Below are 23,555 nucleotides of genomic sequence, written 5' to 3'. Positions count from 1 at the left end.
AAAAAAAACGAACAATGAAACGTCAATATATAACCGCATTTTTCGCTTTAGCACTGATCTGTTTTGGCAGTTGTAAAAAGCAGTTGGAATATACACCAACAGGTGTTTTGTCATCACAGGATCTTACCTCCCCAACAGCAGTGGAGGGACTGGTAACGGCCGCCTATGCTGCCATTGGAAACGGAGATATGATAGGACCCATCTATAGTATGTGGGTGTACGGAAGTGTACGCTCCGATGACTCTTATAAAGGTGGGGGTGGTACCGGTGATGTATTTGAGATAGACGCGCTGGAACATTACAATACCGTTGTACCAACTTTTGATGCCTTTATTTCAAGGAGCTGGAAGAATCTCTACAAATCTATTTCGCGGGCCAATGTTGCAATCCGCGCCGTAAATGGACTTGCAGATGCCGATTTCCCGCAGAAGCAATCAAGGCTTGCAGAGTTGAGGTTCCTTCGTGCACACAGTTATTTCACGTTGAAGAGTCTCTACAAGAACATCCCCATCTTCGATGAAAATGCAACTGCTGAGGAGATCCTGGCGGTATCAAACGATCTGGGCTGGGAAGAATCCTGGAATAAGATCGCTGCCGATTTGGAATATGCCATTAATAATCTCCCCGAAACACAGCAGCAACTTGGAAGGCCAAATAAATTTGCTGCCCAGGCATATCTGGCCAAGCTACGTTTGTTCCAGGCCTACCAGCAGGATGAGCAGCACCGCGTGGTGAGCATCAATCAGCAAAGGCTGCAGGAGGTGGTTGATCTTACCCAATCGGTTATTGAATCAGGCAAGTATGCATTGAATGCTGATATCGCAGATAACTTCTTACCCGAAACCGAGAATAGTCCCGAATCCATTTTTGCCATCCAGTTTTCTATCAATGATGGTACTACATCCGGCAGACTTAATTATGAAGACGGACTTAATTATCCGCATGGTGCACCGCAGTATGGCTGTTGCGGATTCAATGCCGGTACACAGAACCTCGTGAACGCACATACAACTGATGATAAGGGACTGCCGAATATGACAGGTTTCAACAATGGCATTGCCGATCTTTCAAAAGTAACGGTGGATGTAAGGCTTGATCATACAGTGGGTATAGACGGACATGTGTACAAGTATGATAATACAAAGCTCTTCAGCAATAGCTGGGTGCGTGATGCGGGGGTGTATGGAAACTTCCACACTATGCGCAGCCAGCAACTGGCAACCAGTCCATCTTATTTTAAGAACGGACCATTCATGGGTGTGGCGAAGAACCAGGACATCCTTAGATTTGATGAAGTGTTGCTGATGCAGGCAGAAGCATATATTGAACTGGGCCAGCATGATAAAGCGCTTCCCCTCATCAACCAGATCAGGGCAAGGGCAGCGGCAAGTACATCAAGGTTGAAAAAGCTGGATGGAAGTTTCGCATCTAATTATAACGTTAAGCAATATCCGTCAACAGGGTGGACACAGGACTATGCTCGTCTTGCATTGCAGTGGGAGAGAAGACTGGAGTTTGCGACGGAGGGACATCGTTTCTTTGACCTGGTGCGTTGGGGTATTGCCGAGCCGACCCTTAACCAGTACATAAATGTGGAGAAAATGCGGAGGCCATACCTTTCTACGGCGAAGTTTACGGCCGGTCGCGACGAATACCTTCCTATTCCGCAGTCAGAAATTACTTTTACCAAAGGGTTGTATATTCAGAATCCGGGCTATTGATGAATTGATGTTCCGATTCTACTCACAATAAAATAAAGCAGATCCACATGAAAATATTTTATGGTTTGATGGCAACAGTTGTGGTCGGTTCACTGCTTGGTTGCGGGCCCTCCGGGGTGCCGCAATCGGCGGGTGAGCCACACCGTCCACAGATACATTTTAGTCCCGCCGAGAAATGGATGAATGATCCCAATGGAATGGTCTATTTCAATAACCAGTATCATTTGTTCTACCAGTATTATCCGGACAGTACGGTATGGGGGCCCATGCATTGGGCGCACGCCACCAGCAAAGACCTTGTGCATTGGGATCACCAGCCGGTGGCGCTCTATCCTGATAGTCTGGGTTGGATCTTTTCAGGATCTGCTGTGGCCGATGTAAATAATACTTCCGGTTTTGGAAAGGATGGTAAAACACCGCTGGTAGCTATTTTTACGCACCACAATTCTCCCATGGAGAAGACTGGCAGCAGTGTATTCCAGTACCAGAGTTTGGCTTATAGTCTGGATGAGGGCAAGACATGGGAAAAATATGCTGCTAATCCTGTTCTTAAAAATCCCGGTATCCGCGATTTCCGTGATCCCAAGGTGATGTGGTATGAGGCGGGGAAAAAGTGGATCATGACATTAGCAACCATGGATCGCATAACATTTTATTCTTCCCCTGATCTGAAGAACTGGACAAAGGAGTCGGAGTTTGGAAAGGAAGTTGGTGCGCATGGTGGTGTATGGGAATGCCCTGATCTTTTTTCGATGGAGCATGATGGTAAGCAGGTTTGGGTGTTGATTGTGAGTATTAATCCCGGTGGACCGAATGGTGGTTCTGCCACGCAGTATTTCACCGGCGATTTTGATGGCACTACTTTTACTCCGCACAATACGGATATTAAGTGGATCGATTATGGTCCGGATAACTATGCCGGAATAACCTGGTCCAATACGGGCGATCGGAAGGTCTTTATTGGTTGGATGAATAACTGGCAGTATGCCAATGTTGTTCCAACTGAAAAATGGCGTGGTGCAGCTACCCTTCCCCGTGAGCTTAGAATGGAGAAGGTTGGTGAGCAGTATTATGTGGCATCAAACCTGGTAAAAGAACTGGATGTATTGAATGAGAAGAAAACAAGTCTGGAGAATATAGATGCTACTGATCTTGATATTGACGATAAGTTTGGCAAACTTGCGGGCGCTGCAAAACTGGATATGGAGGCTTCTTCGGCTTCATCATTTACCATCACGCTTTCCAATAGCAAGGGAGAGAAACTACTGATCGGATATGACCAGAGCGCCAACAAATATTTTATTGATCGTACACTTTCGGGAAAGGTGTCCTTTGAAAAAGGATTTGCTGCAAGGCATACAGCCCCACGCATCAGTAAGGAGGCTGGAATGAATATGAGTCTGGTTATTGATGATGCTTCCGTTGAGTTGCTGGCCGACGATGGATTAACGGTGATGACGGCTGTGTTCTTCCCCAATGAGCGCTATACGGAAATGCAGATTAATTCACCGGACAAAACCATATTCAATAAGCTTGCGTTTACGCCTTTAAAGAGCATTCACTAAGTTGTTTTAGTGTTGCCTGAGGATCCCAAGATATTCGACCCAGGGACCTACTGCTGTTTTATACTGCACTGCCATTACTCTGGAACCACCCAGGTTGCCAGCAATTGGGCCAGTGTTACCTCGCCAAAGGCCGGATGAATACCGGTTTTGGCGAGGTCTGCTTGCCGGAGTTTTTTAGAGGAACTCCATGGATCTATCGACAGAGAAATTCATGATTTTATAGTATTTGAAGGGAGTTTAAATTTAGCGGAGCATCTCCTTAGGGAGGAATTTGCTTAGTATGGGCTTCTGTTTTTCTTCCACCACCACAAACTTCCATTTTTCACCGTCGGCAGAAGTTGCCACCACATCCTTAATGCTGAATATGGTAAAATAACCCGTTGCAGCATCATATCTTACATTGCTATCGCCGAATGTTTTTTCAAGATTTGCTTTGGTGAGGCTGGTGGTCATTTCTTTCTCTTCTTCTGAAACTGTTTCGCCATCCTCTTTTGGTATTATGAATTTCATACGAAGCAGGTTGGAATATTGTAATCGCGCATAGTCGTTTGCGTTGAATTTCCTGCTGTCTTCAATCTTTATGATTTTGGGAGAATCAATGGCAAATTCAATATCGGGATTATTGAAGGTTTTCTCCATCATCAGTACTAACTGATCCCTTGGAATTATTTTAAAGAAATCTTCAATGATATAATTACAAGCTCCCTTAAAATCTTTTTCTATGAGATGGTTGGTATAGGTGAGGAACTGCTTTTCGATCGTCTTTTTATACTGTTGCGAATAACCGGTAAAACTGGTAATGATTAACAGGGCTATCAGGGTAAGGCGCCTCATATGAATTGGTTTAAACTACCAATGTATAAAATCCTTTGGTATAATCAAATTCAGGCAGGAAAACACAGCCATCCAGCGCATATAGAGTCCTATCCCACTTGCGAATTGTAAGAAAATCCTGCAGTCGAAAAAGCAGGTTACCAGCTGCCGGAACTCGCAAGAAATAGAGGGTACCAGGTTCCATCCCCAGTACCATCCTCCTGTGTTTACAACTTCCTGAACTCCTGCATCAGCCGCTTAAGCGTGAGTGCATCAGATATTGTTTCTTTTTCAAGATCAGGCTTGTAATAACTGTCAAGGAAACGATCTGCACCCGACCAAACCGTTGCGATAATGCCCTCAAACCTTGGTTTCATTGCTTTTGTTGCCTGTTCGCGATAACGTTTCATATCCGCCACCTGTTGCAACGCCAGCTCAGGCTTGCGCCATGGACAGGTAGCTACTGAAAATCCTTTCATAGCAAAATAAACCGCAGTAGCATCTGGCCTTTCATAATGCCAGTCGCATATGAAAACGTCTTTCGGAATCATATCTATCGCCCGGTGCGTATTGTTCATACTGGCTTCCCACATACCGATACCCGTAGTCTTCCCATCTATCAAACGATCTCCCCAAATCATCAGCCGGCGGTTCTTGGCAGCAAGATGTTCGCGGATCTTCGTCACTTCATTCGCGAATAATTCGGCCTTATCCCTGCCACTGCAGCGTGGACATTTATCATCTCCAATATAGAAGACCTCATCCATACCGGCATGAAACCATTCCGCTTCAAAGGCATCCATTATCTCATCCGCCAATGCAAATACAACCTTGTGAACCCCCGGGTGGAGGGGACAATAACTTTTGCAATAGAGTCCATCTGCGTTAGGCCATCCCGTATAATTTTTGGTATCTACATGCGGTGTTTCGTCAAACTCAGGGTACACGCGTAGGAGCGCATTGGTCTTTGTTGCCCAACTCTGGTGACCCAATAAATTGATCTGTGGCGCGATCTTTATTCCATGCTTCTTTCCAACGGCAACAATTTTTTTCACATCGGCTTTTGTGAGCGGGAATGAATCCCTTAACTCGGGATGGCTTTCATACGCATAATTGAAATCCACCCGAAGTATGAGGAGATTGATGCGGCCCGGTGCCAGTTCCTGCTCTATGAATCGAACGAACTCATCCAGTCTTTTTGCTGAGGGCGCTGCAATTGCCAGTCCACGTACTGGCAATACACTATCAATAGCCTGTGGGGATGTTAGTGGCTTCTTATCAGCGGGCAATGTTTTCGTTTGTGCATTAGCGGTGAAAATAAACGGCAGCGTTAGCAACAATGCAAGAAGTAATTTGCTCATGATTAAAGATAATCATTACTGCCAACCACTTAAACAACAACAACATTTATTCACCTCTTGGCCTATAAATATCCTGAACCAGCATTCTTATAGTGTTCTTGCTTATATTTCTACCTGAGTCAGAAATTCCACCGCTTACGAAACCCATGCCAGTAGGAAGGTCCATTTCCTGGGTACCGGATCCCGCAATATAAAGGGAGATCTTTCCACCTTCCAGCACATAAACAGTATGATCCGGATGATCATGCAGTGACCATGATTCACCTGGCTTTACTGTAAACTCATACATCTTGATATTTAAACTGTCGGAAAGTTTTTTGATAGCTGCACCCCCAATCAGAACAGGGTCTTTGGCCGGATCGTAGGCCGGCATGGTGGAGGCTTTACTAGTTGAGGTTATAACGCTGGTGTCTGCATCTTTTTCAGCTGTTGTAGTAGTGGAATCGTTACAGCCTGCCAGGAATGAAACAGCAAGCATGGCCATTTTTCCAATGCCCTTTTTGATTAGGTTCATGATTTGTATTTTTAAAATTGAAGGATGTCAATTAAACAAACCAAGGTGCGGGAATTAAGAGGTATGAATCAGGCGGGTGCTGGATGTGCGATGAGGGTACTCTGTTAGTGATACTTAAAGTTCAGAACATTATTTGGAATGGCAAAGGTCTATTTCAAACCATCAAAGACAGAAATCGCTCCATATCATAGATAGTCGAATGTGTTGATGAAACGGCATCAAAACCACCTCCAACAACGATGCGGTCGGGATTGATCTGATATTGGGCGGCGTTTGATTTGATCCAATGGATGGCACGCTTAACATCATGTACCATACTCATAATATCTGTTTCAGGGGCCAGCCGGTAGGCAACATCCATAATAAGGTGACCCTGCGAAGCAAGGTGCCTGAAGAGTGGGCGTGTTCCCAGGTCCTCATCCAGAAAATAAAACGCGCTCCCATGTAGAAAAATAAATGCGAGTCCGGAGGGTTTTATTGTTTCAGACGGCCTCCAGAGATCACAATAAATTTTCCTTCCACTTTCCGTTATTGTTGCAAAGGGCAGGTCTTTCGTCAATCGTGGTTCAGCACCCCATGGCAGCATGAATATTTTTCGCGATGAAAGGAATAATTTCCGCTGTTCCGGTTTGATGCGGGTATCGTAATGGGTACCGAAGGCGCTTTCAAAGCCGGTTGAATCTTGAGGTGCGCGGGTGGTCAGAAGGAAATTTATGGAGTAGATCAAAACGTTATAGGAGGCAATAGTCAATAGGAAAGTAGCATGGAGCGCCCATCCTGTTATCAGGGAAAGGATACCTGTTAGGATGATGATGTAGGAAAGCGAGGATGCATAAAGTTTCAATAGGCAAGCACGCTTACATAAAATCACCTGCGCATCAGAGAGCGGTCTGCACTCCGCGCAGGTGATAGTTTAAAATATAGGATCAGGCTGTTTTCTTAAGCAGCTTTTCGAGTTGGTCGAGACCGGTTGTGAAACCTTGTTCGAAGCCCATTTCAACGATCTTCTGAAGATCAGCATCTGAGTCGAAGCGAACATCTACCGTAACAAGGGTGCCGTTTTCCGATTTGTCCAAACTGGTAGTCCAGTACATTTTTGGCATGTCGGTAGCATAATTCCCCTGCTCATCACAGAAAGCATCATCGCCTTCAAAAACTTTCAAGGGTTCTATCCGCGTATAATTCACCATGCACCATTGCCTGGATTGATCCGGACCCACCATGGCATAGAGCCAGCGGCCCCCAACACGGAAGTCCATACTCTTTGTTTCTGACCTCCATGGTTCCGGTGCCCACCACTGGTCGAGCAGGGCAGGTTCCGTCCAGGCTCTCCAAACCTGTTCTTTGCTGGCATCAAAATACCGGGTGATCCGGATGGTCTTGTTTGGCAGGTCTTTGACCACCTGCAGTTTATCTACGCTGATCATTTTTCGTGGATTTTATTTGGTTTAAAACAATGTCGAGTTTATCAAAACGCTTCTCCCAGGTATGCCGGAACTGCTCCATCCATTTATCGATCTCTTTCATTTTTTTAGCATTAAAATGATAATATATCTCCCTTCCCTGCTGTTCCTCTTTTAATAATCCGCATTCGGCCAGTACCCTGATATGTTTTGACACGGCCTGCCTGCTGCTGTTAAAGTTTTCAGCAATGGCATTGGGTGTCATCGCCTGTACGGCAAGCAGGGTAAGAATGGCCCGCCGGGTAGGGTCGGCTATGGCCTGGAATACATCACGCTTCATCTGTCTTCGGTTTTAGAGTTGTAGTTGCTGGTACTATACGCAACTATCTGGTTGCAAATATACACGCAACCATTCAGTTGCGCAAATTTATTTTTACCTTTCTTTCCATAAATTACGCAAACGTTCTCACTGCGGGAGGCTTCCTGACCCCGTTCCAATTATGTCATACATATTTTATATTCGGGCTATGGCCAGATTATATATAATTCTACTGATATTGCTTTCGGGCATTGGTCTCTTCTCCCAGACTAATCCAACAGCCCCGCGTTTCGGCACTTATTATCAGCAGCGCGAATCTCATTTCAATACGCTGACCGGTAATCACGGGGGTATTGTATTTGTTGGGAACAGTATTACTGACGGCGCAGAGTGGCACCAGCTTTTTCCCCATGTCAAGATCATGAATATGGGTATCAGTGGCGATATCAGCGCTGGTGTTTTAAATCGTGTGAGGTCGGTTATTGCCAGCAAGCCCGACAAGGTTTTTTTATCTATCGGGGTTAATGATCTGGCCCGGAATATCTCTGCCGACTCTGTCATCCGCAATATTTTCCATATTGCTGATAGCATAAGGATATTGTCTCCTGCCACTAAACTTTATGTGCAGGGACTGCTGCCGGTAAATGACAGTTTCCCCGGCTTTAAACAACATACTAACAAGGGAGCCACCATCATCCTTATCAATAAAGCATTGGCTGCCGGCGCTGAAAAACACGGCTTCAGCTATATTGATCTCCTCCCGCATTTTACCAACAAGGATGGCAAACTAGGCAGCCGGTTTACCAACGACGGCCTCCATCTTACCGGTGATGCATACCTGCTCTGGAAGCATATTCTCTGGCCCTATGTGTATGGCCTGCAGCAGCAGCCATCCCTTGTTCCCATGCCCCGCTCCGTTAACTGGCAGCAGGGTCGCTTCCCCATCTATCAACTGAAGAGAATAGTTGTTGGTCAGCAAGAATTGGTCAAAGAACTTGCCCCGCTGCAATCATTATTTCAAACGATGAAGCCGGCTACTATAATTGGTAATGAAACAGCTTCTGCTGAACCTTCCCTTCTTGTGCGATTATCGCCGCAAAGAAATGACAGCAGCGAAGCTTATACATTAACTGTAACGGATAACCGCATTTTGCTGGAGTCGCCTTCACCAGGGGGTATCTACTACGGAATGCAAACCCTGAAGCAACTGGCACGTGATGGCGCATATATCCCCAATTGCCATATTGTTGATTCGCCGGCTTATTCCTGGCGTGGTTTCATGGTTGATGTGGGAAGAAATTATCAATCGATGAAACTGCTGAAAGAGCAGATCGATATGATGGCCAGTTACAAAATGAATATCTTTCATTTTCACCTCACCGAAGATATTGCCTGGCGGATTGCGATCGACCGCTATCCCCAGCTTACAGCCGATAGCAATATGACCCGCGACCCGGGCATGTATTATTCAAAAGCTGAATTGAAGGAGCTGGTTGAGTATTGTGCCGACAGGCATATTTTATTAGTGCCGGAAATTGATATGCCCGGCCATAGTGCCGCTTTCGAAAGAGCCCTGCATACCAATATGCAAACGGAAAAAGGCATGAGCCATGTAAAGCTGATCCTGGAAGAACTGGTGGAGAGTTTCCACTTTCCCTATATGCATATTGGTGGTGATGAAGTGAAGATCACCAATGATCGATTCCTTCCGGAGATGGTCAAGCTGCTGGAGGAGAAAGGGGTAAAAACCATCGGCTGGAGCCCCGGGGGAAATGTACCCGCCAGCACCATCCGGCAATTATGGATGGGAGATGCGCCAATCGAAAAAGGCTACCGATATCTCGACTCACGCCATCTCTATCTCAACCATATCGATCCGCTGGAATCGGTGGTCACGATATTCCACCGTCAACTGGGTGATCGCCTCAAAGAAGACAACCAGATGATGGGTGCAATCTTATGTGTGTGGAACGACAGGCGCATTGCCCGCGAAGAAGATCACCTGCTCTTTAATGGCGTTTATCCATCTATGTTGGCCTTTGCTGAGCGCTCCTGGCGGGGTGGCGGCGAGAAAGGCTGGACCACCCGGATCGGTGATCCCAATTCAAAAAGAGCAGAGCATTTCTTTGCTTTTGAAAAGCGGCTGCTTGATCATAAGCAACAGTATTTTACTGAAATGCCCTTCCCTTACTGGAAGCAGGAAGGTTGGAAATGGGATCTCCGTGTAGAAAAAGATGGTAAACAAACGAAACTGGGAGAAGCACTCGGCGGCACTATCGTTCTTCGTCATTGGTGGACGCCTTTGATTGATGGCCATATTCCCAAACCGGAAGAAAATTCAACCGTTATCGCAACCACGCGTGTTTACAGTGTAGAGGACAAATCCGTACCATTTCTCATTGGCTTTGATAACCTCAGCAGGTCGATGGCCACTAATTCACCACCTGCTCAGCAGTGGGATTACAGGGGCTCTTCTATTTCCATCAATGGTAAGCTGATTCCCCCGCCGGTTTGGAGCAGGGCTGGACGAAAGGGATCTCTTGAATCACCCCTGGTTGATGAAGACTATTATTATCGTCCACCCATCATGGTTGATCTTAAAAAGGGTTGGAATGATATCCTGGTTAAACTGCCGGTCAAATCATTCAAGGGGTCCGACTGGCAGAACCCCGTAAAGTGGATGTTCACCTGTATAATCCCCACGCCTTAGTATAAGCGCAGTTTATAAAAAATGAAAAGAGCCGATGCCGGCTCTTTTCTTTGCACCTATATTTTGAACAGCTCTATTTTTTCTTTTTCTTCTTCTTTTTCTTTGATGATGGATCCTCTTTAACCGAGAGGTCTTTTATCCGGATATTCCGGAAATAGAGTATATCGCCATGGCCCAGGAAACCAATATGTCCGGCTTTGCGTTTGAGTCCGGGGTGATCACGATGATCCAATGTTCCACTGGCAGAAGCTTCTTCAAGATCACCTTCCAGTATAACGGTTCCGTTCAGGGTCACTTTGATCTTGTTGCCAATAAGGGATATCTCTTCCTCGTTCCATTCGCCAATCGGTTTCAGGTGGCCCTTTTTTGCTGTCATCACGCCATATACTGATCCATGGTACTGGTAAGGCTGCAGGTTGCGGTAGATCTCGGCATCATTATCCAGGATCTGCACTTCCATTCCCTCATAGGCAGCATCGCCTTCCAGCGGAGCGCGTATACCCACGCCATTGTTGGCACCGGGAGTAAGCCTGAATTCAAAGCGGTAGATGAAATCACTGTACTGGTCTTTGGTGAACAGGTTACCATCCCCTCCTTTTTTCGGGTAAACGGCCAGCTTACCATCCTCAACAACATAGGCGGTTTTATTACCGATCCATTCATCGAGATTGCTGCCATCAAACAGCACCTTGAATCCCTCCTGCTTTTCCGTCTCTGGCAGAACAAATGGCTTCACGATATCGTCCTCTTTGGGAAGGGTGGCCATATGCTTGCGAACCGCCGCTTTCAGGTATTCACTTTCATCACCCGAGATGGTTCCCATTGATTTCTCCAGCAATGCATGAACACGCTCACCTTTCAACTGGTTATTAGCCAGCGCGATATTCATAACGGATGATGCGGCAGCATTTTTCAGGGAGGCATTATCCAAAAATTCGGCTGTATAATACAGCGAAGGATAGGTCGGGATATTACCCAGCGCGCGCAGCAATCCAGCCTGCATGGGAACCGATGTTGCTTTTGGCATCAGCTCACGGATCATGCTGTACTTGCTTTCATCAGCTACTTTACTGTTGGAAAGCTGGCGGGTAAAGGAGCCTATAACAGCATTCATTAACGCCGGACTCAATTCTTTTTTGGAGAGGTTGAACAGTGTTTCAAGAGCTGCTCCTTCTTTCCAGTTGGCCATGGCCTGGATCATCGCCTGTTGGGCGGTAGGACTCGCCTTATCAAATCCGCCAGACAATTCCTCCAGGAGGGATGGCGTTCCGATGGCCGCCATCACGCGGTAGTAATTACTCTGCTGTTCGGCGCCTGCGCTGCGATAAGCTGCGAGGAGCTGGCTTGCCTGTTGGTTAGGGTCCGCGATGCCTTTGAGGGCACTGGTAACAATATCCTGCCTGCGCGCTAACTCATTGCCAGTAGCTTTGGCTGCCAGGAGTGGGAAGAGCTGGGGCAGTTGATCCTCCACTACCATTTTAGGCAATGCCGTGGCCGCCGCTTCTTTTAGTTCTGCTGATTCATTATTTAGCAAGGGTAAAACGGTTGGAACCTGCGCCGATACCGCCCTTTCTCCCAGTATACTGATGATTGCTGCCTTACCCGCCGGTGAAGCTGTTGCCATGGCCGAAGTTGCAGTTTCAACGGCAGCCTTGCCATCAGCCAGCAATAGCGCATTGCGGATAGCGTTGGCCTCTGTAGCATCGGCGGTTTGTAATAGCTTTCCCAAAACAGGTAAAGCCTTATTGGGGGCCAGCTTAACCGCCGCATTCATCACGCTGCTCCTAATGGCAGCATCTTTACTTTGAAGAAGCTGGAGTGCAGGGCTCGCCGCTGAAGCTATGCCTTTATCGGCCAAAGCATTTACCAGCTCCGCTTTGGCAGCGGGTGCCAGGGAAGGGAATGATTTTAACCATGCTGATGAGTTTGCTGCCGTGATGCCGGGTTTCGCAAATCGCAGTGCAGCCTGGCGATAGGCAATATTCTTATCCTTAAGCGCATTCAGCAAAACCTGTTGTGCACCGGCAGGGTATTTTTTTGTAAGCAATTCCAAAACAGCGATGCGGGTGGCAAGCTGTTCGGGTTGCTGCAGACTTACCAGCAGTCCGCTGAGCTTTTTGGTAGTGGTATTGCCCTCGGGTTGCTTTCCCAGCCATTGCAGGTAGGCCGCCGTTGCGCCATTATTGGTGAAACGGAATCCTTCCTTACGGGCCGCCGCGGCCAGCAGGCTTTCTGATGCCGGGTCGCCTATTGCTGCCAGGGCATAATACCCTGCCTTTTGAAGAACCGAGTCTGTCGGATTTGAACTAAGCAGTTGACGGATCGCGGGAGCAGCAGGCTGGTAGGCCGCATATCCCAAGGCCTTCACATGCGCAAGGCGACTGGCACCCGCTGCAGCACCCATGGCGCTATGGATGGTTTGCAGCGCCTCCGGACTGCCGATGATTGCAAGGCTTCTCGATACGGCATCAACCAATCGGTCATTACGTAACAGGCCCTGCAGGTAGGGGATGGCATCATTCTTACCCACCATTTCAAGCTGGGTGATGATGAACTGCTGGTCAACCGGGTCGGTCAACTGGCTGAGGCTCTTACCGTAACCGGTAGTGGCCATGCTCCGCCACTCTTCCCGGCCCTCCTGGGTTGCATAAAAACTGAAGCCACTGATAGCATAGTGGAGGCGGCTCTTATCGCCCCCCTGGTTCAATTGCTTTACCATCTCCACCAGTCCGTCGGTGCCCAGAGCAGCAACTTCTTTGGCATTATAAATAAGCTGTGCCGAATCATCGGCAGGGGTCTTAGCCAGCAGGTCGGCGATCCGGGTTGGGGTGGTCCGCTGCTGGTCGGTTTGTGCTATGGCAGGCGCGAAAAGGGCACCGGCCAGTATAAATGATAATATGATCTTTTTCATGATATTCTTTCGAAGTTGAATGGATTAAATAGACCAGGCGCCACGCATGGGTGGGTTCAGCAACCGGTTTGCCCCCTCGTCGTTTATGAATTCCTGCTGAACCGGGTCGAAATGGAGGGTGCGGCCCAGTTGCAGGGCCACCTTACCAATATTGATAATGGTACAGGAACGATGCCCATTCTCTTCATTAAGGGCAAACTTCTTACGGTTCTTAACGGCATCCACAAAGTTTGTTGTAACGGGTGCCGGGTCAGGGAATGCCGCGAGTTTCCTTTCAATATCAGGAATAGTGCAGTTGAATCCTTTATAGAGTTTTCCTTTTGGTCCCTCTACATAGGCCGCCCCTTCCAGGCTTCCATCTCCATCCAGAACAATCTGGCAGCCATCTGCATAGGTATAGGTAATGCGGCGCCAGGTACCTACGGCATCATCATGCTGCTGGGGGGCGTCCACTTCCACGCGGATGGGTGAGTCGTCATCCTTACCCAGGAAATACTGGATGGGATCAATATAATGCTGGCCCATATCGCCGAGTCCGCCACCATCATAATCCCAGTACCCCCTGAAGGTGGTATGGGTTCTGTGGGCGCTATAGGGCTTGAAAGGCGCAGGCCCCAGCCACATTTCGTAATCCAGTTCCTGCGGAACAGGATCCAAGGGCAGGTCAGTTTTTCCTACCCAGTAGAATTTCCAGTCGAACCCCGTATGCTTACTCACGGTCACCTTCAGTGGCCATCCGAGTAGTCCGCTGTCCACCAGTTTCTTGATGGGCTTAACGGTAGTATTCATTCCGTAGAAATTGTCTTCGAATCTGAACCAGGTATTGAGCCGGAAGATGCGGCCATGCTGTTTAACGGCTTCCACCACCCGCTTCCCTTCACCGATGGTTCGGGTCATGGGTTTTTCACACCATATATCCTTTCCTGCACGGGCGGCATCTGCCGCCATGATCCCATGCCAGTGCGGCGGGGTGGCTATATGCACGATATCTACCTCAGGCAGGTTGATCAGTTCGCGATAATCGCGGAATGTTTTGATCCCTTTTCCGCCGCCGAGGGCATCGAGGGCAAGTTTGATATGACGTGTATCTACATCACAAACGGCAACGGTGCGGGTACCGGCATATTCAAAATGGCCGCGCCCCATCGATCCCACACCAATCACACCCTTGGTAAGCGTATCGCTGGGGGCAAGGAAACCCCGGCCCAAAACATGGCGGGGAACAATCGTAAAGGCAGCAATGGTACCGACGGTATTCCTGAGGAATCGCCGCCGCGAATTGGTAAGTTGGCTTGACATATGTAAAGAATGATTTTGCGCGCTTAAGTTAAGAATTATTGCTTGTAACGCTGTTGGAAAACCGAATTGATTGCCGTAACTTATTACCATGAAGTACGCACTTCTTATTTTGTTACTCCAGCCCCTGACCCTGTTGGCCCAACAGTATCCCGTTTACACTTCATCATGGTATAGCGAAGACAACACAGTTAACCTCTATGCCATTGAATCAGAGCAGCAGGCGCTGGTTGGAAAACTGGGAGATGCAGCCCGGGCAATAAAAAAAATCCCCTTACAACAAATTGACAGCGAAGAATTATTATCAAGGGTTGAGGAAATGAAAGGATGGTATTCAAAATGTATTTCCAAACTTTCTATGTATAGCAGCAACCAGTATTCACCCCCTGTGCAGCAACTGGCAGCAGAGCTTACGGAAGAAACTGAAACCTACTTTCAGCAGTTGCTGGCCGACACATTGATCCAGGAAAGGATCAATTATGCCAGGAAGAAAATCCGTGAGCGCAATTTACCTCAACCACGCAAAGTGCGCGTTATCTGGCAATTCATGCCCTAGCCATTTCCGTTATCAGGTGCCTGCAATGGGCTTTTGCCTGCCTGTTGGTTCTTTTTGACGGGGCTGACGTTTTTCATTTCCAATGATTTTTATCACCGACTTAACTACTTCAATAACCGGTGCACCTATTCCGAGTTTCTGCGCATTGGAATTGGCAGGGGCAATCACCATACTGGCCGGGTCAAACATTACAAAGTTTGAACTATCTGGCAGTGGCTGTGCATTTTGCGGAACATAAACCTGTATCCTGGTTTTCTTGTAAGACTCAGGGTAATAGCGGAGGTAATATCCCTCCGGATGCTGGTACCACTGATTGAGTTTGAAGCTGGGGCGACTTATCTTTGATGGCTCCCTCAGCACCGCTATACGTTCATATGCTTCATATGATTGTGTGCCGATATCAAATAATTTGCGGATATCATTTCCGCCTGAAGATGGTATCATGGTAGCAACTGTTTTGACCATCCCCATCATACCACCATTCAACTCGAAAATTTGCTTTGAGTTAAGTAATTGCCTTCCGGTTGATTGTACATCGCCCGGAAGCTTACTGAATTCTTTTTTGCTCACCACTGCCCAGAGTAATAACTGGATATGCTTTTGATCGATGTTAGGTGCATCATAAGAGTTTCTTAAAATGGTCTCCACATATTCTTTTCTTCCACCTCCTGCGGCTGACAAAAAATAAGCGTCATTACGGGATGGATCCGGAGTGCCGGGTTCGAGACAATAAGATTTGAACTCGGCTTCATAAAATCCTGGAGTTAATGCAAAAGAGCCATCTTCAAAACGAGGCTGTTCAACCAGGGATAGGGCTGTTGAGTCAGTAACAGGAAGTTCTGAAACAATAACTGGTTCTGATGGATTGGTAGCAATTGATTGGGTAACTGGTTCCTGCTTTGTAACTGCGGCGCAGGCGGAAAGAAATACAACAAATACCAGTACATGGGGTAGATGTTTTAGCATGGGGTGCATTTAGGGTACAACAATAACGCTCCAACAAAATGGAAAATTATAATCGGCCATGCAAGAGATGGCCATGCAAACTATTGTTAATGTCGACCAACGGGCCTTTATACTGAAAAAATGACAAGAAATTCTGGCAAAGGCTTGTCATTTTTTCGGTTCTTTTTAGTTTGGTATTTTCTTTGTTCGCACTATAACAAAAAAAGGAGGTTTTATGACAACAGCAGTTGCAAAAAGACAAAACGGTAATCCGTCCGTTTCTTTTGGAAGTGTAGTTGATAACATCTTCCAGAACAGTCTCCGTCGTTTTTTTGACGACAGTTTCTTTGAGCAGGGGATGCCTCCGATGTCAAGTGGAAGCATACCTGTGAATGTAAAGGAAACAGAACAGCAGTATGAACTGGATCTTGTGGCCCCCGGATGTCGTAAGGAAGATTTTAATATTGACCTTAACGACAACATGCTCACCATTTCTTTTGAGCAGAAAGCTGAGAAGAAAGAGGAGAATGAAAATGCTGGCTGGGTTCGCAAAGAGTTCACACAGCGATCCTTTTCCCGCAGTTTTACGCTGAATGACATGGTTGATATCAACAGGATTTCAGCAACGTATACGGATGGGATCCTTCACCTCGTATTACCTAAAAACGAAAATTCAAAAAAGCTTTCCCGTAATATTGAAGTGAAGTAAATAATGAGGGTGGGAAATGTGATCCCACCCTTATTTTTCTGAAAAAAAGCCAGTTTGGAAACGCAATTTTATATCGTAATTAATCTCAAAACCAGCGAAGGACCGGAAAGCTTCGCCCGGTTTTATATTGGCAATAACCGGCACAATGCACAACAAATTTTCCGTCAGTTAAAAGGAATTGATGTGGATGAATCGAATGTGCTTTACCTGGAATTCCGGGAAACAGTTGCAGGCTTGCCGGTAAACATAGACATGATCACCTGCACCCTCGACCAGCTCTCCGAAAATTGCAGGATCATTACCAAAGAGGTGTTCCGTTTATTCAACCTGGAGGATTAATTCATTCATTTCAGGGAGCTTAATTAAATTATATTTGAAGCATAAGCTCCCCAAATGAAATCCCTGCATAGAAGATTTTTTCTAAAGACATCTGGCCTGGGACTTTTGCCCGCCATATTTCCTTTTACCAATGCAGCGGCGGCTGTTGCTGACAACAATTTATCGGCCCCCAAGCCTGAGAAGCTGATTAAGTTTTTCGGTGATGGAGAAATGTTTGAGCCCGGCGATTATATCGCTGAATTGGCGAAAGCGCATGCTTCCACCGCCCTTGTAAAAGACAGGTATGGAGTGGGAGGAGTAGTAACAGAACTCGAAAAGAAATTTATGGCGCTCACGGGTAAGGAGGCGGCAATTTTTATGCCCAGCGGTACCATGGCCAATCAATTGGCAATAGCTGTTTTGAGTGGTCAGAAATCAAAAATTTTATTACAGGAAACCAGCCATGTTTACCGGGATGAGGCAGATGCGGCCCAATCTGTTTTCGGCAAAAGATTGATACCATTGGCAAAGGGCGAAACATATTTTAACCTGGAGCAGTTAAAGGAAACAATATCTGCAATCAAAACTGATGAGGCCTATGGTGGAGAAATAGGCGCGCTGTCAATTGAAAATCCTGTCCGCAGAACGGATGGACGTGTGTTTCCGTTTGATGAGATAAAAAAAATAAGCAGCTATTGTCGCGACAATAATATCCCCCTACATCTTGATGGGGCAAGGCTTTTTATAGCGTCAGCCTGGAAAGGGATTCCGGTGAAAGAGTATTCCGCTTATTTTGATACTGTCTATATCTCCCTGTACAAATACTTTGGTGCGAGTGGCGGGGCTATATTGTGCGGGCCCAAAGCCATAATAGACCAGATGCCAGAGCTCATTAAGGTACATGGTGGAAATATTTATGGTAACTGGACGAATGCAGCGATGGCCCTGCACCGGCTTGAGGGTTTTGAAGCCCGCATGGAACAGACAATAACGAGAACGAAAGAGCTGACCGCTGAACTCAATAAGATAGCCGGTGTAAACGTTGCTCCATTGGATGGCGGCACCAATATTTACAAAATAACTTTATCAAAGAATCTGAATGGCCGGCACATGCGTAACCGCTTGTATAAAGAATTCAATATCCAGATGGGATTTCCTGAAGGAGCCAGCCAGGCGTTGATAACATTCAATGAGACCTTACTTTACCAGGATATATCATTCATTGGCAATGCTTTCCGTAAAAGCATCACGTGAATACTTGTAGCCCTCTTTTTTTCGTTTAATGAGCTATAAAAAGCCTTGTTCCCCTGATTTTTTTCTGCTGCTTAATAGGCCAGCTTGTTTTGTAAACAATTTTGGAGACCTGCTTTCCAATACTCCAGGAAGAACAGGATGAGAAGAGGAGGGCTTAAAATTTAATAATAAAATAACCCCAACTTAACATAAGCCTCCTGATGCTATAGTACCTTGAAAAGGAAAATCAGGATATGAAAGCGTTAGTAAACCAGGCAGGCTCAGTTCAGGCATTTGTGGAGCAGCATATCATTCTCGATCCTGTAGCGCATTCAACGGTGGGCATTATATTGGGGGATTGTGTTTTTGATTCACATGGTACTTATAAGGGTAAATGTTTTAATGGTGCCGTATATGGATTGAAAGGAGAAAAACTTGCTGAGATCGGAACAACAATGGCGAGTGATGCAGCTTCATTACAACAGGTTCGCAATTCGGGATGGGAGCTGGTTACTTCAATTCATGATCATAAATGCAGCTGGATAGAGCCAACAACAAAATGGTCGCGCCAGTCACTGATCTCCTATCTCAATAATTAAGTTTTGCGAATGATTTGATCATGACAAGCAAAAATATTCTCATCATCATCATTACCATCCTGGTAACGATAGTACTGGTTGTTGCGTTGATAATAAAGAACAAACGCGACAGGAAAAAGTATTTTGACTCGAGTCCTTCAGATGCTGTTGAAGAACAAAGGGAGGAACATCTTCATCACCGCGACAGGTTATGAGTATATAATACTCCATCTTTCATGACCAGTACGATCTTCCTTATTGCTGAAATGTTAATGGCTGGATTGCCTTCTACGGCAATGATGTCTGCCAATAAGCCAGTCCTGATTCTTCCAAGTTCATAATTAATACCGAACACGTCTGCATTTACGGATGTGGCCGACCGAAGCACATCAAGTGATTTCATACCATAGTCCACCATCAGTTCCATTTCACGGGCATTATCGCCATGGGTAAATACTCCAACATCTCCTCCCATAACTATAGTTACTCCTGATGCCAACGCGGCGGCAAAACTCTTTTGCTTTTCAATGATGCGCTGAGGGGCAGGTTCGCTTTTCTTCCAACCTTTGTATTCAGACAACGCTTCTCCGGCAGCAATGGTTGCGCAGAGAGCAACCCCTTTTGATTTCATCAATGCAAATACTTCAGGGGTGCCCTCATCACCATGCTCTATGGTAGATACACCAGCCATTGCGGCCCTGCGCATGGCCTCGGGAGTAGTAGCATGTACCACAACCTTGCGTCCGCTGCCCCCGGTTATTTCTACGGCTCTGGTAATTTCTTCCAGGGAGAATGTTGGCGCCGCTTCACCGTTTCTTCCCCAGCGATAGTCGCCATACAGCTTAATAAGATCCGCCCCGTTGCCGATCTGTGTTCTTATTTCCCTTGACAATTCTTCCATGCCTCCCACTTCAGCGGCACCTCTTAATAATTGCAGTTCGGTAACATCTGATTTCGGACCATAGCTGCCGGTCGCCACAATTGCTTTTGTTGCCACCAGCATACGGGGACCCTGTATTATACCCTTTTCAATAGCGTTTTTAAGTCCGGCATCATCGTATGCTGCTCCTTCCGTTCCAAGGTCGCGCACCGTTGTAAATCCCGCCATCAGTGTTGCTTTCGCATGCATCACTGCTCTCGCAGTTCTTTCTGCACGCGACTCTTTGAGTACCTGGTCATCCCAACTGGTTTCATCATAAGGATGTAAGAAGAGGTGGCTATGGCCCTCAATTAATCCGGGTAAAAGCGTTTTGCCCTTCAGGTTGATCCTGATTGCTTCGCGGGGTATATTGGTTATTACGCCAACCGCTTCAATTTTATTTCCGCGAACCAGTACCTGCCATCCCTCCTGCATTTGTTCGCCATCAAATACTCTGTCGGGTTCAAGAAGGTATATGCTTGCGGCCTTATTTGTTTGGGAATGAAGTGGTTTACCGGCAACCATCAGAATAAGCATGAATAAGGTGATAGCACGCATAAAAGGGGAGTTTATCAAACTTAATTAAAAACTAACCTTTTTTTTGTTCCGGGGTTGGAAAGATCCATAGTGATGGCATAGATTTTTGGTGAATGTATAGAACTAATACACTTCCATGGAAAATACTCCCAGCAATATTCCTCCGCAAATGAAGGGTCAGCATTCAGATAATTGCTACCAGGTGGAAACAGAATCAAATGAAGCAGCCAGGCATTTATTTTATATGTCGGCCCAGCGGCTGCTTGACGTGAATAATTGGGGAGAGATTGCAAAAGGGTCACCGGCAAGTTTTCAGTTAATAGATAGCGAAGGAAACGAAGTTCAGGGTAAGGCGATGAAAGGCCTCTTTTTTCAGATTAACCTGCCCGCACCCGGTAACGAGGCGGGAGAAGGATCAGATTATGTTGTGATCGAATCTATTGAGGACAATCTCTCAGATGATGAGACCCAGGAAAATTATATTTCTATGCGGGTAAGGCCTGCGCCTAAACCTGGGAGTAGTGAAGAAGAAGCTGCACATTTTTTTACTACTGCTGCAACCTCCAATTTTATTGTACATCGGAAAGCTAATATAGTGAGTGCCTGTGTGATGGGGAGGAATGAGGAGCCCAACAATGAGAATACCTCAATGGCAGATAAAATTCGCAATACGCTGGTTGCCACTGCTGCGGTACTTGGATTGGCCGACATGCAGTGGAAAGCGCTTGTAAAAGGAATTGTTGGCAATAATGATGATAAGGGCAAAGATTAGCCATATCGTAGAGTTGATTCCACAGCCTGTATTTATTTAACGGCATGGTATGGTTTGTGCCTGCAATAGTCAATTCGTACCCGTATTCCTAAATAAAATTATAATTATGAAAAAGCAATTTTTGATTCTGGCTACGGTTACAATCACCTTCTTATTCGCTGCCTGTGACAGTGGTACCAATACCTCTATAGAGGTTAGAGATTCATCCATGCACAATGGATCTACTATGCATACAGATACAATGATGATGAATGATACTTTAAGAACTGATACATTGATCCGCGATACTACAATCCGGAATTAATCAAAGAGAAGTAATTACCTCTTTTACATCCTTATTGTATTTATTCCGATAATCAATGGGATTTAGTCCGGTGAATTTTCGAAATACCTGGCGGAAGGCTTTGGTATCGGTGTACCCCACATCATACATCACTTCATTAATATTTTTACGGGTTGCTTCGAAGCTGCGCTTGGCAGCTTCGATCTTCACCCTTTGTATATATACAGCAATAGTATTTCCTGTAGCGTGTTTAAACCGTCGTTCAAGGCTTCGCCGGCCCAGGGCAACTTCGGTAGCCAGTTGTTCAACCGTGATCTTTTCCGTAAAGTTGGTTTCGATAAACTCCTGCGTTCGTTTTACCTCAACATCTTTATGGTCTTTCTGAGCCCTGAACATAGAGAAGGCTGCCTGGCTTTTTCTGTCGATATCAATCGCGAAATATTTTGCTGCAAGAATGGCTACCTCGCGGCTTGTGTATTTTTCCAGTATATGCAGAAGCAGGTTCCAACAGGAGTTTGCGCCACCACTTGAATACAATCCCCCTTCATCGGTTATTATATGCCCATCCATAATGGTGACATCGGGGTACATCTCCCGAAATTCCTGGTAGAAGGCCCAGTGAGTTGAGCAGCGTTTTCCATTTAATAGCCCGGTGGCTGCCAGTAGAAATGAGCCCACACAAAGCGATGCAATCTCTGCCCCGGATGAATAAATATCTTTGATCCATTCTACTTCCTGGCTGTTATTTTTGATGACTTCCTTAAAATCACCTAAGATAGCGGGGATAATTACAAGGTCCGTTTGCTTTACTTCAGAAAGCGATTTATCTGCATGAACAGAATAAATACCTCCATGCAATTTAACCTCCGGGCATCTCGCCACAAGCTCAACTTTAAATGCGGGATCATTACCTGATGCCGTCAGAAACTGGTTAGCAGTTGTGAATAGATAGCGCGGGTCAGCAACGGTTTCCATTACCGCTGATTCCGGCACCAGTATGGATATGGTTTTCATGTGATAAAGCTAATGAATAGGGCTGACGGAATCAACCCCTTTAAACGTCGTGATTTCAACCCTTTTCTCTGCGAAAAGCTTGCCATTTTTACACTGTAATCAATGAGCCTGATGAGTCAACTGATAACCTATCTTACCTTTAATGGCAACTGCCGGGACGCGATGGATTTTTACAAACAATGCCTTGGAGGTGAACTTTATCTTCAAACGGTTGGTGATACCCCGATGGCTGATCGTCTTCCGGAGGAGATCAGGGGCTGTATTCTCCATGCATTGCTTAAAAAGGGTAGTCTTGTATTAATGGGCACGGATATGGTAGGAGATGAAGTGCTTATACAGGGTAATTCAATATCCATTTTATTGGAATGCCGCAATCCATCACAGATGGTACGCTATTATAATAAACTGGCTGAAGATGGTCAACAAACACAACCTATTGAAAAGACTCACTGGGGTGCGTTATTTGGAGCGCTAACTGATAAGTTCGGTCATCACTGGTTGCTCAAATGTTCTGGCAGAGAATAATTAATACGTAAATATGAGAAAGTTAAAACTACAGGTACAGATGACCGTTGATGGCTTAATTGGTGGTATGCCAATATTCATTTTTGGCTGTGGTATTGTGTTACTCTGTTATGAATTAGTAAATCAAAATCCATTATAATATGAAAGAACTTTTCAAGCCAGGCTCATTGCATACTGATCTTGCCACATTGCTTTTGCGACTAATTGTAGGAGGCTTATTCATACGTTACGGGTGGATGAAAATCGTGAATTACGACCAGATCCTTCCAATGTTTGGTGATATTATTGGTATTGGCTCCAGACTATCATTCAACCTGGTGATATTTGCGGAATTTTTCTGTGCTATTCTGGTTGTGTTAGGCTTAGTTACACGATTGGCGATCATACCCATCTTCATAACTATGACGGTGGTTTTCTTTATAGCACATGCGAATGATCCATTTGATGCCAAAGCTATTGCCTTCGTTTATTGGCTTCTGTGCTTTGTGATCTTCATTCTGGGAAGTGGTAAATATTCTCTTGACAAGTATATCTTCAGGCAGCCGGATTAAGA

The 23,555-nt window shown here is 46.0% G+C and carries 24 protein-coding genes; 13 read left to right on the top strand and 11 right to left on the bottom strand.

The features are described from left to right. The first annotated feature begins 14 nt into the window (after window positions 1–14). The gene (locus HY58_RS15690) at window positions 15–1,721 is read left to right on the top strand and encodes a RagB/SusD family nutrient uptake outer membrane protein (RefSeq protein ID WP_039134077.1); all 1,707 of its coding nucleotides are present in this window, start codon (window positions 15–17) and stop codon (window positions 1,719–1,721) included. 47 nt (window positions 1,722–1,768) lie between these two features. Further along, window positions 1,769–3,286: a glycoside hydrolase family 32 protein gene (locus tag HY58_RS15685; RefSeq protein WP_039134073.1), complete on the top strand. Its 1,518-nt coding sequence runs from the start codon at window positions 1,769–1,771 to the stop codon at window positions 3,284–3,286. A 243-nt stretch (window positions 3,287–3,529) separates the two neighbouring features. Here the strand turns inward: HY58_RS15685 and HY58_RS15680 are convergent, their stop codons facing one another. The 6 genes from HY58_RS15680 to HY58_RS15650 form a co-directional block, all read right to left on the bottom strand. Further along, window positions 3,530–4,120: a hypothetical protein gene (locus HY58_RS15680; RefSeq protein WP_039134070.1), complete on the bottom strand. Its 591-nt coding sequence runs from the start codon at window positions 4,118–4,120 to the stop codon at window positions 3,530–3,532. Between the two features lie 206 nt (window positions 4,121–4,326). Further along, window positions 4,327–5,460, bottom strand: coding sequence for a family 20 glycosylhydrolase (locus HY58_RS15670; RefSeq protein ID WP_039134064.1), 1,134 nt, complete (start codon window positions 5,458–5,460; stop codon window positions 4,327–4,329). Window positions 5,461–5,506: 46 nt separating this feature from the next. Beyond that, entirely contained in the window at window positions 5,507–5,974 is a 468-nt protein-coding gene (locus HY58_RS15665; RefSeq protein ID WP_039134061.1) for a cupin domain-containing protein, read from the bottom strand. A 154-nt stretch (window positions 5,975–6,128) separates the two neighbouring features. After that, window positions 6,129–6,818 (bottom strand): alpha/beta hydrolase, encoded by a 690-nt coding sequence (locus HY58_RS15660; RefSeq protein ID WP_052324205.1) that lies wholly within the window; start codon window positions 6,816–6,818, stop codon window positions 6,129–6,131. Between the two features lie 82 nt (window positions 6,819–6,900). Continuing rightward, window positions 6,901–7,401 (bottom strand): SRPBCC domain-containing protein, encoded by a 501-nt coding sequence (locus HY58_RS15655; protein ID WP_052324204.1) that lies wholly within the window; start codon window positions 7,399–7,401, stop codon window positions 6,901–6,903. Further along, window positions 7,385–7,717 (bottom strand): helix-turn-helix transcriptional regulator, encoded by a 333-nt coding sequence (locus HY58_RS15650; RefSeq protein ID WP_039134057.1) that lies wholly within the window; start codon window positions 7,715–7,717, stop codon window positions 7,385–7,387. The genes HY58_RS15655 and HY58_RS15650 overlap by 17 nt, the downstream gene beginning before the upstream one ends. Window positions 7,718–7,904: 187 nt before the next feature. Here HY58_RS15650 and HY58_RS15645 point away from each other — a divergent pair, with 187 nt between their 5' ends. After that, on the top strand, window positions 7,905–10,406 hold the full coding sequence (locus tag HY58_RS15645; RefSeq protein ID WP_052324203.1) for a family 20 glycosylhydrolase: 2,502 nt from the start codon (window positions 7,905–7,907) through the stop codon (window positions 10,404–10,406). A 73-nt stretch (window positions 10,407–10,479) separates the two neighbouring features. Here the strand turns inward: HY58_RS15645 and HY58_RS15640 are convergent, their stop codons facing one another. Together HY58_RS15640 and HY58_RS15635 are read right to left on the bottom strand one after the other, a co-directional pair. Then, the gene (locus tag HY58_RS15640; RefSeq protein WP_039134053.1) at window positions 10,480–13,317 is read right to left on the bottom strand and encodes a DUF1080 domain-containing protein; all 2,838 of its coding nucleotides are present in this window, start codon (window positions 13,315–13,317) and stop codon (window positions 10,480–10,482) included. A 24-nt stretch (window positions 13,318–13,341) separates the two neighbouring features. Beyond that, on the bottom strand, window positions 13,342–14,616 hold the full coding sequence (locus HY58_RS15635) for a Gfo/Idh/MocA family oxidoreductase (RefSeq protein WP_039134050.1): 1,275 nt from the start codon (window positions 14,614–14,616) through the stop codon (window positions 13,342–13,344). Between the two features lie 88 nt (window positions 14,617–14,704). Between HY58_RS15635 and HY58_RS15630 the strand changes: the two genes are divergently transcribed. Beyond that, window positions 14,705–15,169, top strand: coding sequence for a hypothetical protein (locus tag HY58_RS15630; RefSeq protein ID WP_039134047.1), 465 nt, complete (start codon window positions 14,705–14,707; stop codon window positions 15,167–15,169). Window positions 15,170–15,181: 12 nt separating this feature from the next. On the opposite strand, the gene HY58_RS15625 is transcribed toward HY58_RS15630, so the two are convergent. Continuing rightward, entirely contained in the window at window positions 15,182–16,135 is a 954-nt protein-coding gene (locus HY58_RS15625) for a hypothetical protein (protein ID WP_156123721.1), read from the bottom strand. A gap of 214 nt (window positions 16,136–16,349) precedes the next feature. Here HY58_RS15625 and HY58_RS15620 point away from each other — a divergent pair, with 214 nt between their 5' ends. The 5 genes from HY58_RS15620 to HY58_RS19555 all read left to right on the top strand — a co-directional run bounded on the left by HY58_RS15620 (window position 16,350) and on the right by HY58_RS19555 (window position 19,167). Further along, entirely contained in the window at window positions 16,350–16,823 is a 474-nt protein-coding gene (locus HY58_RS15620) for an Hsp20/alpha crystallin family protein (protein ID WP_039134041.1), read from the top strand. A gap of 54 nt (window positions 16,824–16,877) precedes the next feature. Continuing rightward, window positions 16,878–17,162, top strand: coding sequence for a hypothetical protein (locus HY58_RS15615; protein ID WP_039134038.1), 285 nt, complete (start codon window positions 16,878–16,880; stop codon window positions 17,160–17,162). A 54-nt stretch (window positions 17,163–17,216) separates the two neighbouring features. Further along, on the top strand, window positions 17,217–18,395 hold the full coding sequence (locus HY58_RS15610) for a low specificity L-threonine aldolase (protein ID WP_039134035.1): 1,179 nt from the start codon (window positions 17,217–17,219) through the stop codon (window positions 18,393–18,395). A 233-nt stretch (window positions 18,396–18,628) separates the two neighbouring features. After that, window positions 18,629–18,973 carry a hypothetical protein gene (locus HY58_RS15605; RefSeq protein ID WP_039134032.1) on the top strand — a complete coding sequence of 115 codons (345 nt, stop codon included), beginning with the start codon at window positions 18,629–18,631 and terminating at the stop codon, window positions 18,971–18,973. Between the two features lie 20 nt (window positions 18,974–18,993). Further along, window positions 18,994–19,167: a hypothetical protein gene (locus tag HY58_RS19555; RefSeq protein ID WP_156123720.1), complete on the top strand. Its 174-nt coding sequence runs from the start codon at window positions 18,994–18,996 to the stop codon at window positions 19,165–19,167. Here the strand turns inward: HY58_RS19555 and HY58_RS15600 are convergent. Beyond that, a complete protein-coding gene (locus HY58_RS15600; RefSeq protein ID WP_039134029.1) occupies window positions 19,149–20,429 on the bottom strand; it encodes an amidohydrolase family protein in 1,281 nt (426 codons plus the stop codon). The two genes, HY58_RS19555 and HY58_RS15600, sit on opposite strands and share 19 nt — an antisense overlap. A gap of 115 nt (window positions 20,430–20,544) precedes the next feature. On the opposite strand from HY58_RS15600, the gene HY58_RS15595 reads away from it, so the two are divergent. Next, window positions 20,545–21,180 (top strand): hypothetical protein, encoded by a 636-nt coding sequence (locus tag HY58_RS15595; protein ID WP_052324202.1) that lies wholly within the window; start codon window positions 20,545–20,547, stop codon window positions 21,178–21,180. 106 nt (window positions 21,181–21,286) lie between these two features. Next, complete coding sequence (locus HY58_RS15590) at window positions 21,287–21,484, top strand: hypothetical protein (protein ID WP_039134026.1); 198 nt, start codon at window positions 21,287–21,289, stop codon at window positions 21,482–21,484. Here HY58_RS15590 and HY58_RS15585 read toward each other — a convergent pair whose 3' ends face one another. Next, complete coding sequence (locus HY58_RS15585) at window positions 21,485–22,477, bottom strand: GlxA family transcriptional regulator (RefSeq protein ID WP_039134023.1); 993 nt, start codon at window positions 22,475–22,477, stop codon at window positions 21,485–21,487. It lies immediately after the preceding gene. A gap of 111 nt (window positions 22,478–22,588) precedes the next feature. Here HY58_RS15585 and HY58_RS15580 point away from each other — a divergent pair, with 111 nt between their 5' ends. Together HY58_RS15580 and HY58_RS15575 are read left to right on the top strand one after the other, a co-directional pair. Next, a complete protein-coding gene (locus tag HY58_RS15580) occupies window positions 22,589–23,002 on the top strand; it encodes a VOC family protein (protein ID WP_039134156.1) in 414 nt (137 codons plus the stop codon). A gap of 140 nt (window positions 23,003–23,142) precedes the next feature. Next, on the top strand, window positions 23,143–23,553 hold the full coding sequence (locus HY58_RS15575; protein ID WP_039134020.1) for a DoxX family protein: 411 nt from the start codon (window positions 23,143–23,145) through the stop codon (window positions 23,551–23,553). Window positions 23,554–23,555 lie beyond the last annotated feature (2 nt).

Origin of the sequence: Flavihumibacter sp. ZG627 (assembly GCF_000814325.1) — a bacterium.
In the GTDB taxonomy this organism is placed as follows: Bacteria; Bacteroidota; Bacteroidia; order Chitinophagales; family Chitinophagaceae; genus Flavihumibacter.
Note: the sequence above shows the minus strand (reverse complement) of the source record. Positions and strands in the feature narration are given on the sequence as shown.

What these genes read in the sequence shown, in the direction of transcription:
- HY58_RS15690 (WP_039134077.1), top strand. Translation starts at nt 15, where the DNA reads ATGAAACGTCAATATATAACCGCATTTTTCGCTTTAGCACTGATCTGT.
- HY58_RS15685 (WP_039134073.1), top strand. Translation starts at nt 1,769, where the DNA reads ATGAAAATATTTTATGGTTTGATGGCAACAGTTGTGGTCGGTTCACTG.
- HY58_RS15680 (WP_039134070.1), bottom strand. Translation starts at nt 4,120, where the DNA reads ATGAGGCGCCTTACCCTGATAGCCCTGTTAATCATTACCAGTTTTACC.
- HY58_RS15670 (WP_039134064.1), bottom strand. Translation starts at nt 5,460, where the DNA reads ATGAGCAAATTACTTCTTGCATTGTTGCTAACGCTGCCGTTTATTTTC.
- HY58_RS15665 (WP_039134061.1), bottom strand. Translation starts at nt 5,974, where the DNA reads ATGAACCTAATCAAAAAGGGCATTGGAAAAATGGCCATGCTTGCTGTT.
- HY58_RS15655 (WP_052324204.1), bottom strand. Translation starts at nt 7,401, where the DNA reads ATGATCAGCGTAGATAAACTGCAGGTGGTCAAAGACCTGCCAAACAAG.
- HY58_RS15650 (WP_039134057.1), bottom strand. Translation starts at nt 7,717, where the DNA reads ATGAAGCGTGATGTATTCCAGGCCATAGCCGACCCTACCCGGCGGGCC.
- HY58_RS15645 (WP_052324203.1), top strand. Translation starts at nt 7,905, where the DNA reads ATGGCCAGATTATATATAATTCTACTGATATTGCTTTCGGGCATTGGT.
- HY58_RS15640 (WP_039134053.1), bottom strand. Translation starts at nt 13,317, where the DNA reads ATGAAAAAGATCATATTATCATTTATACTGGCCGGTGCCCTTTTCGCG.
- HY58_RS15635 (WP_039134050.1), bottom strand. Translation starts at nt 14,616, where the DNA reads ATGTCAAGCCAACTTACCAATTCGCGGCGGCGATTCCTCAGGAATACC.
- HY58_RS15630 (WP_039134047.1), top strand. Translation starts at nt 14,705, where the DNA reads ATGAAGTACGCACTTCTTATTTTGTTACTCCAGCCCCTGACCCTGTTG.
- HY58_RS15625 (WP_156123721.1), bottom strand. Translation starts at nt 16,135, where the DNA reads ATGCTAAAACATCTACCCCATGTACTGGTATTTGTTGTATTTCTTTCC.
- HY58_RS15620 (WP_039134041.1), top strand. Translation starts at nt 16,350, where the DNA reads ATGACAACAGCAGTTGCAAAAAGACAAAACGGTAATCCGTCCGTTTCT.
- HY58_RS15610 (WP_039134035.1), top strand. Translation starts at nt 17,217, where the DNA reads ATGAAATCCCTGCATAGAAGATTTTTTCTAAAGACATCTGGCCTGGGA.
- HY58_RS15605 (WP_039134032.1), top strand. Translation starts at nt 18,629, where the DNA reads ATGAAAGCGTTAGTAAACCAGGCAGGCTCAGTTCAGGCATTTGTGGAG.
- HY58_RS19555 (WP_156123720.1), top strand. Translation starts at nt 18,994, where the DNA reads ATGACAAGCAAAAATATTCTCATCATCATCATTACCATCCTGGTAACG.
- HY58_RS15600 (WP_039134029.1), bottom strand. Translation starts at nt 20,429, where the DNA reads ATGCGTGCTATCACCTTATTCATGCTTATTCTGATGGTTGCCGGTAAA.
- HY58_RS15595 (WP_052324202.1), top strand. Translation starts at nt 20,545, where the DNA reads ATGGAAAATACTCCCAGCAATATTCCTCCGCAAATGAAGGGTCAGCAT.
- HY58_RS15590 (WP_039134026.1), top strand. Translation starts at nt 21,287, where the DNA reads ATGAAAAAGCAATTTTTGATTCTGGCTACGGTTACAATCACCTTCTTA.
- HY58_RS15585 (WP_039134023.1), bottom strand. Translation starts at nt 22,477, where the DNA reads ATGAAAACCATATCCATACTGGTGCCGGAATCAGCGGTAATGGAAACC.
- HY58_RS15580 (WP_039134156.1), top strand. Translation starts at nt 22,589, where the DNA reads ATGAGTCAACTGATAACCTATCTTACCTTTAATGGCAACTGCCGGGAC.
- HY58_RS15575 (WP_039134020.1), top strand. Translation starts at nt 23,143, where the DNA reads ATGAAAGAACTTTTCAAGCCAGGCTCATTGCATACTGATCTTGCCACA.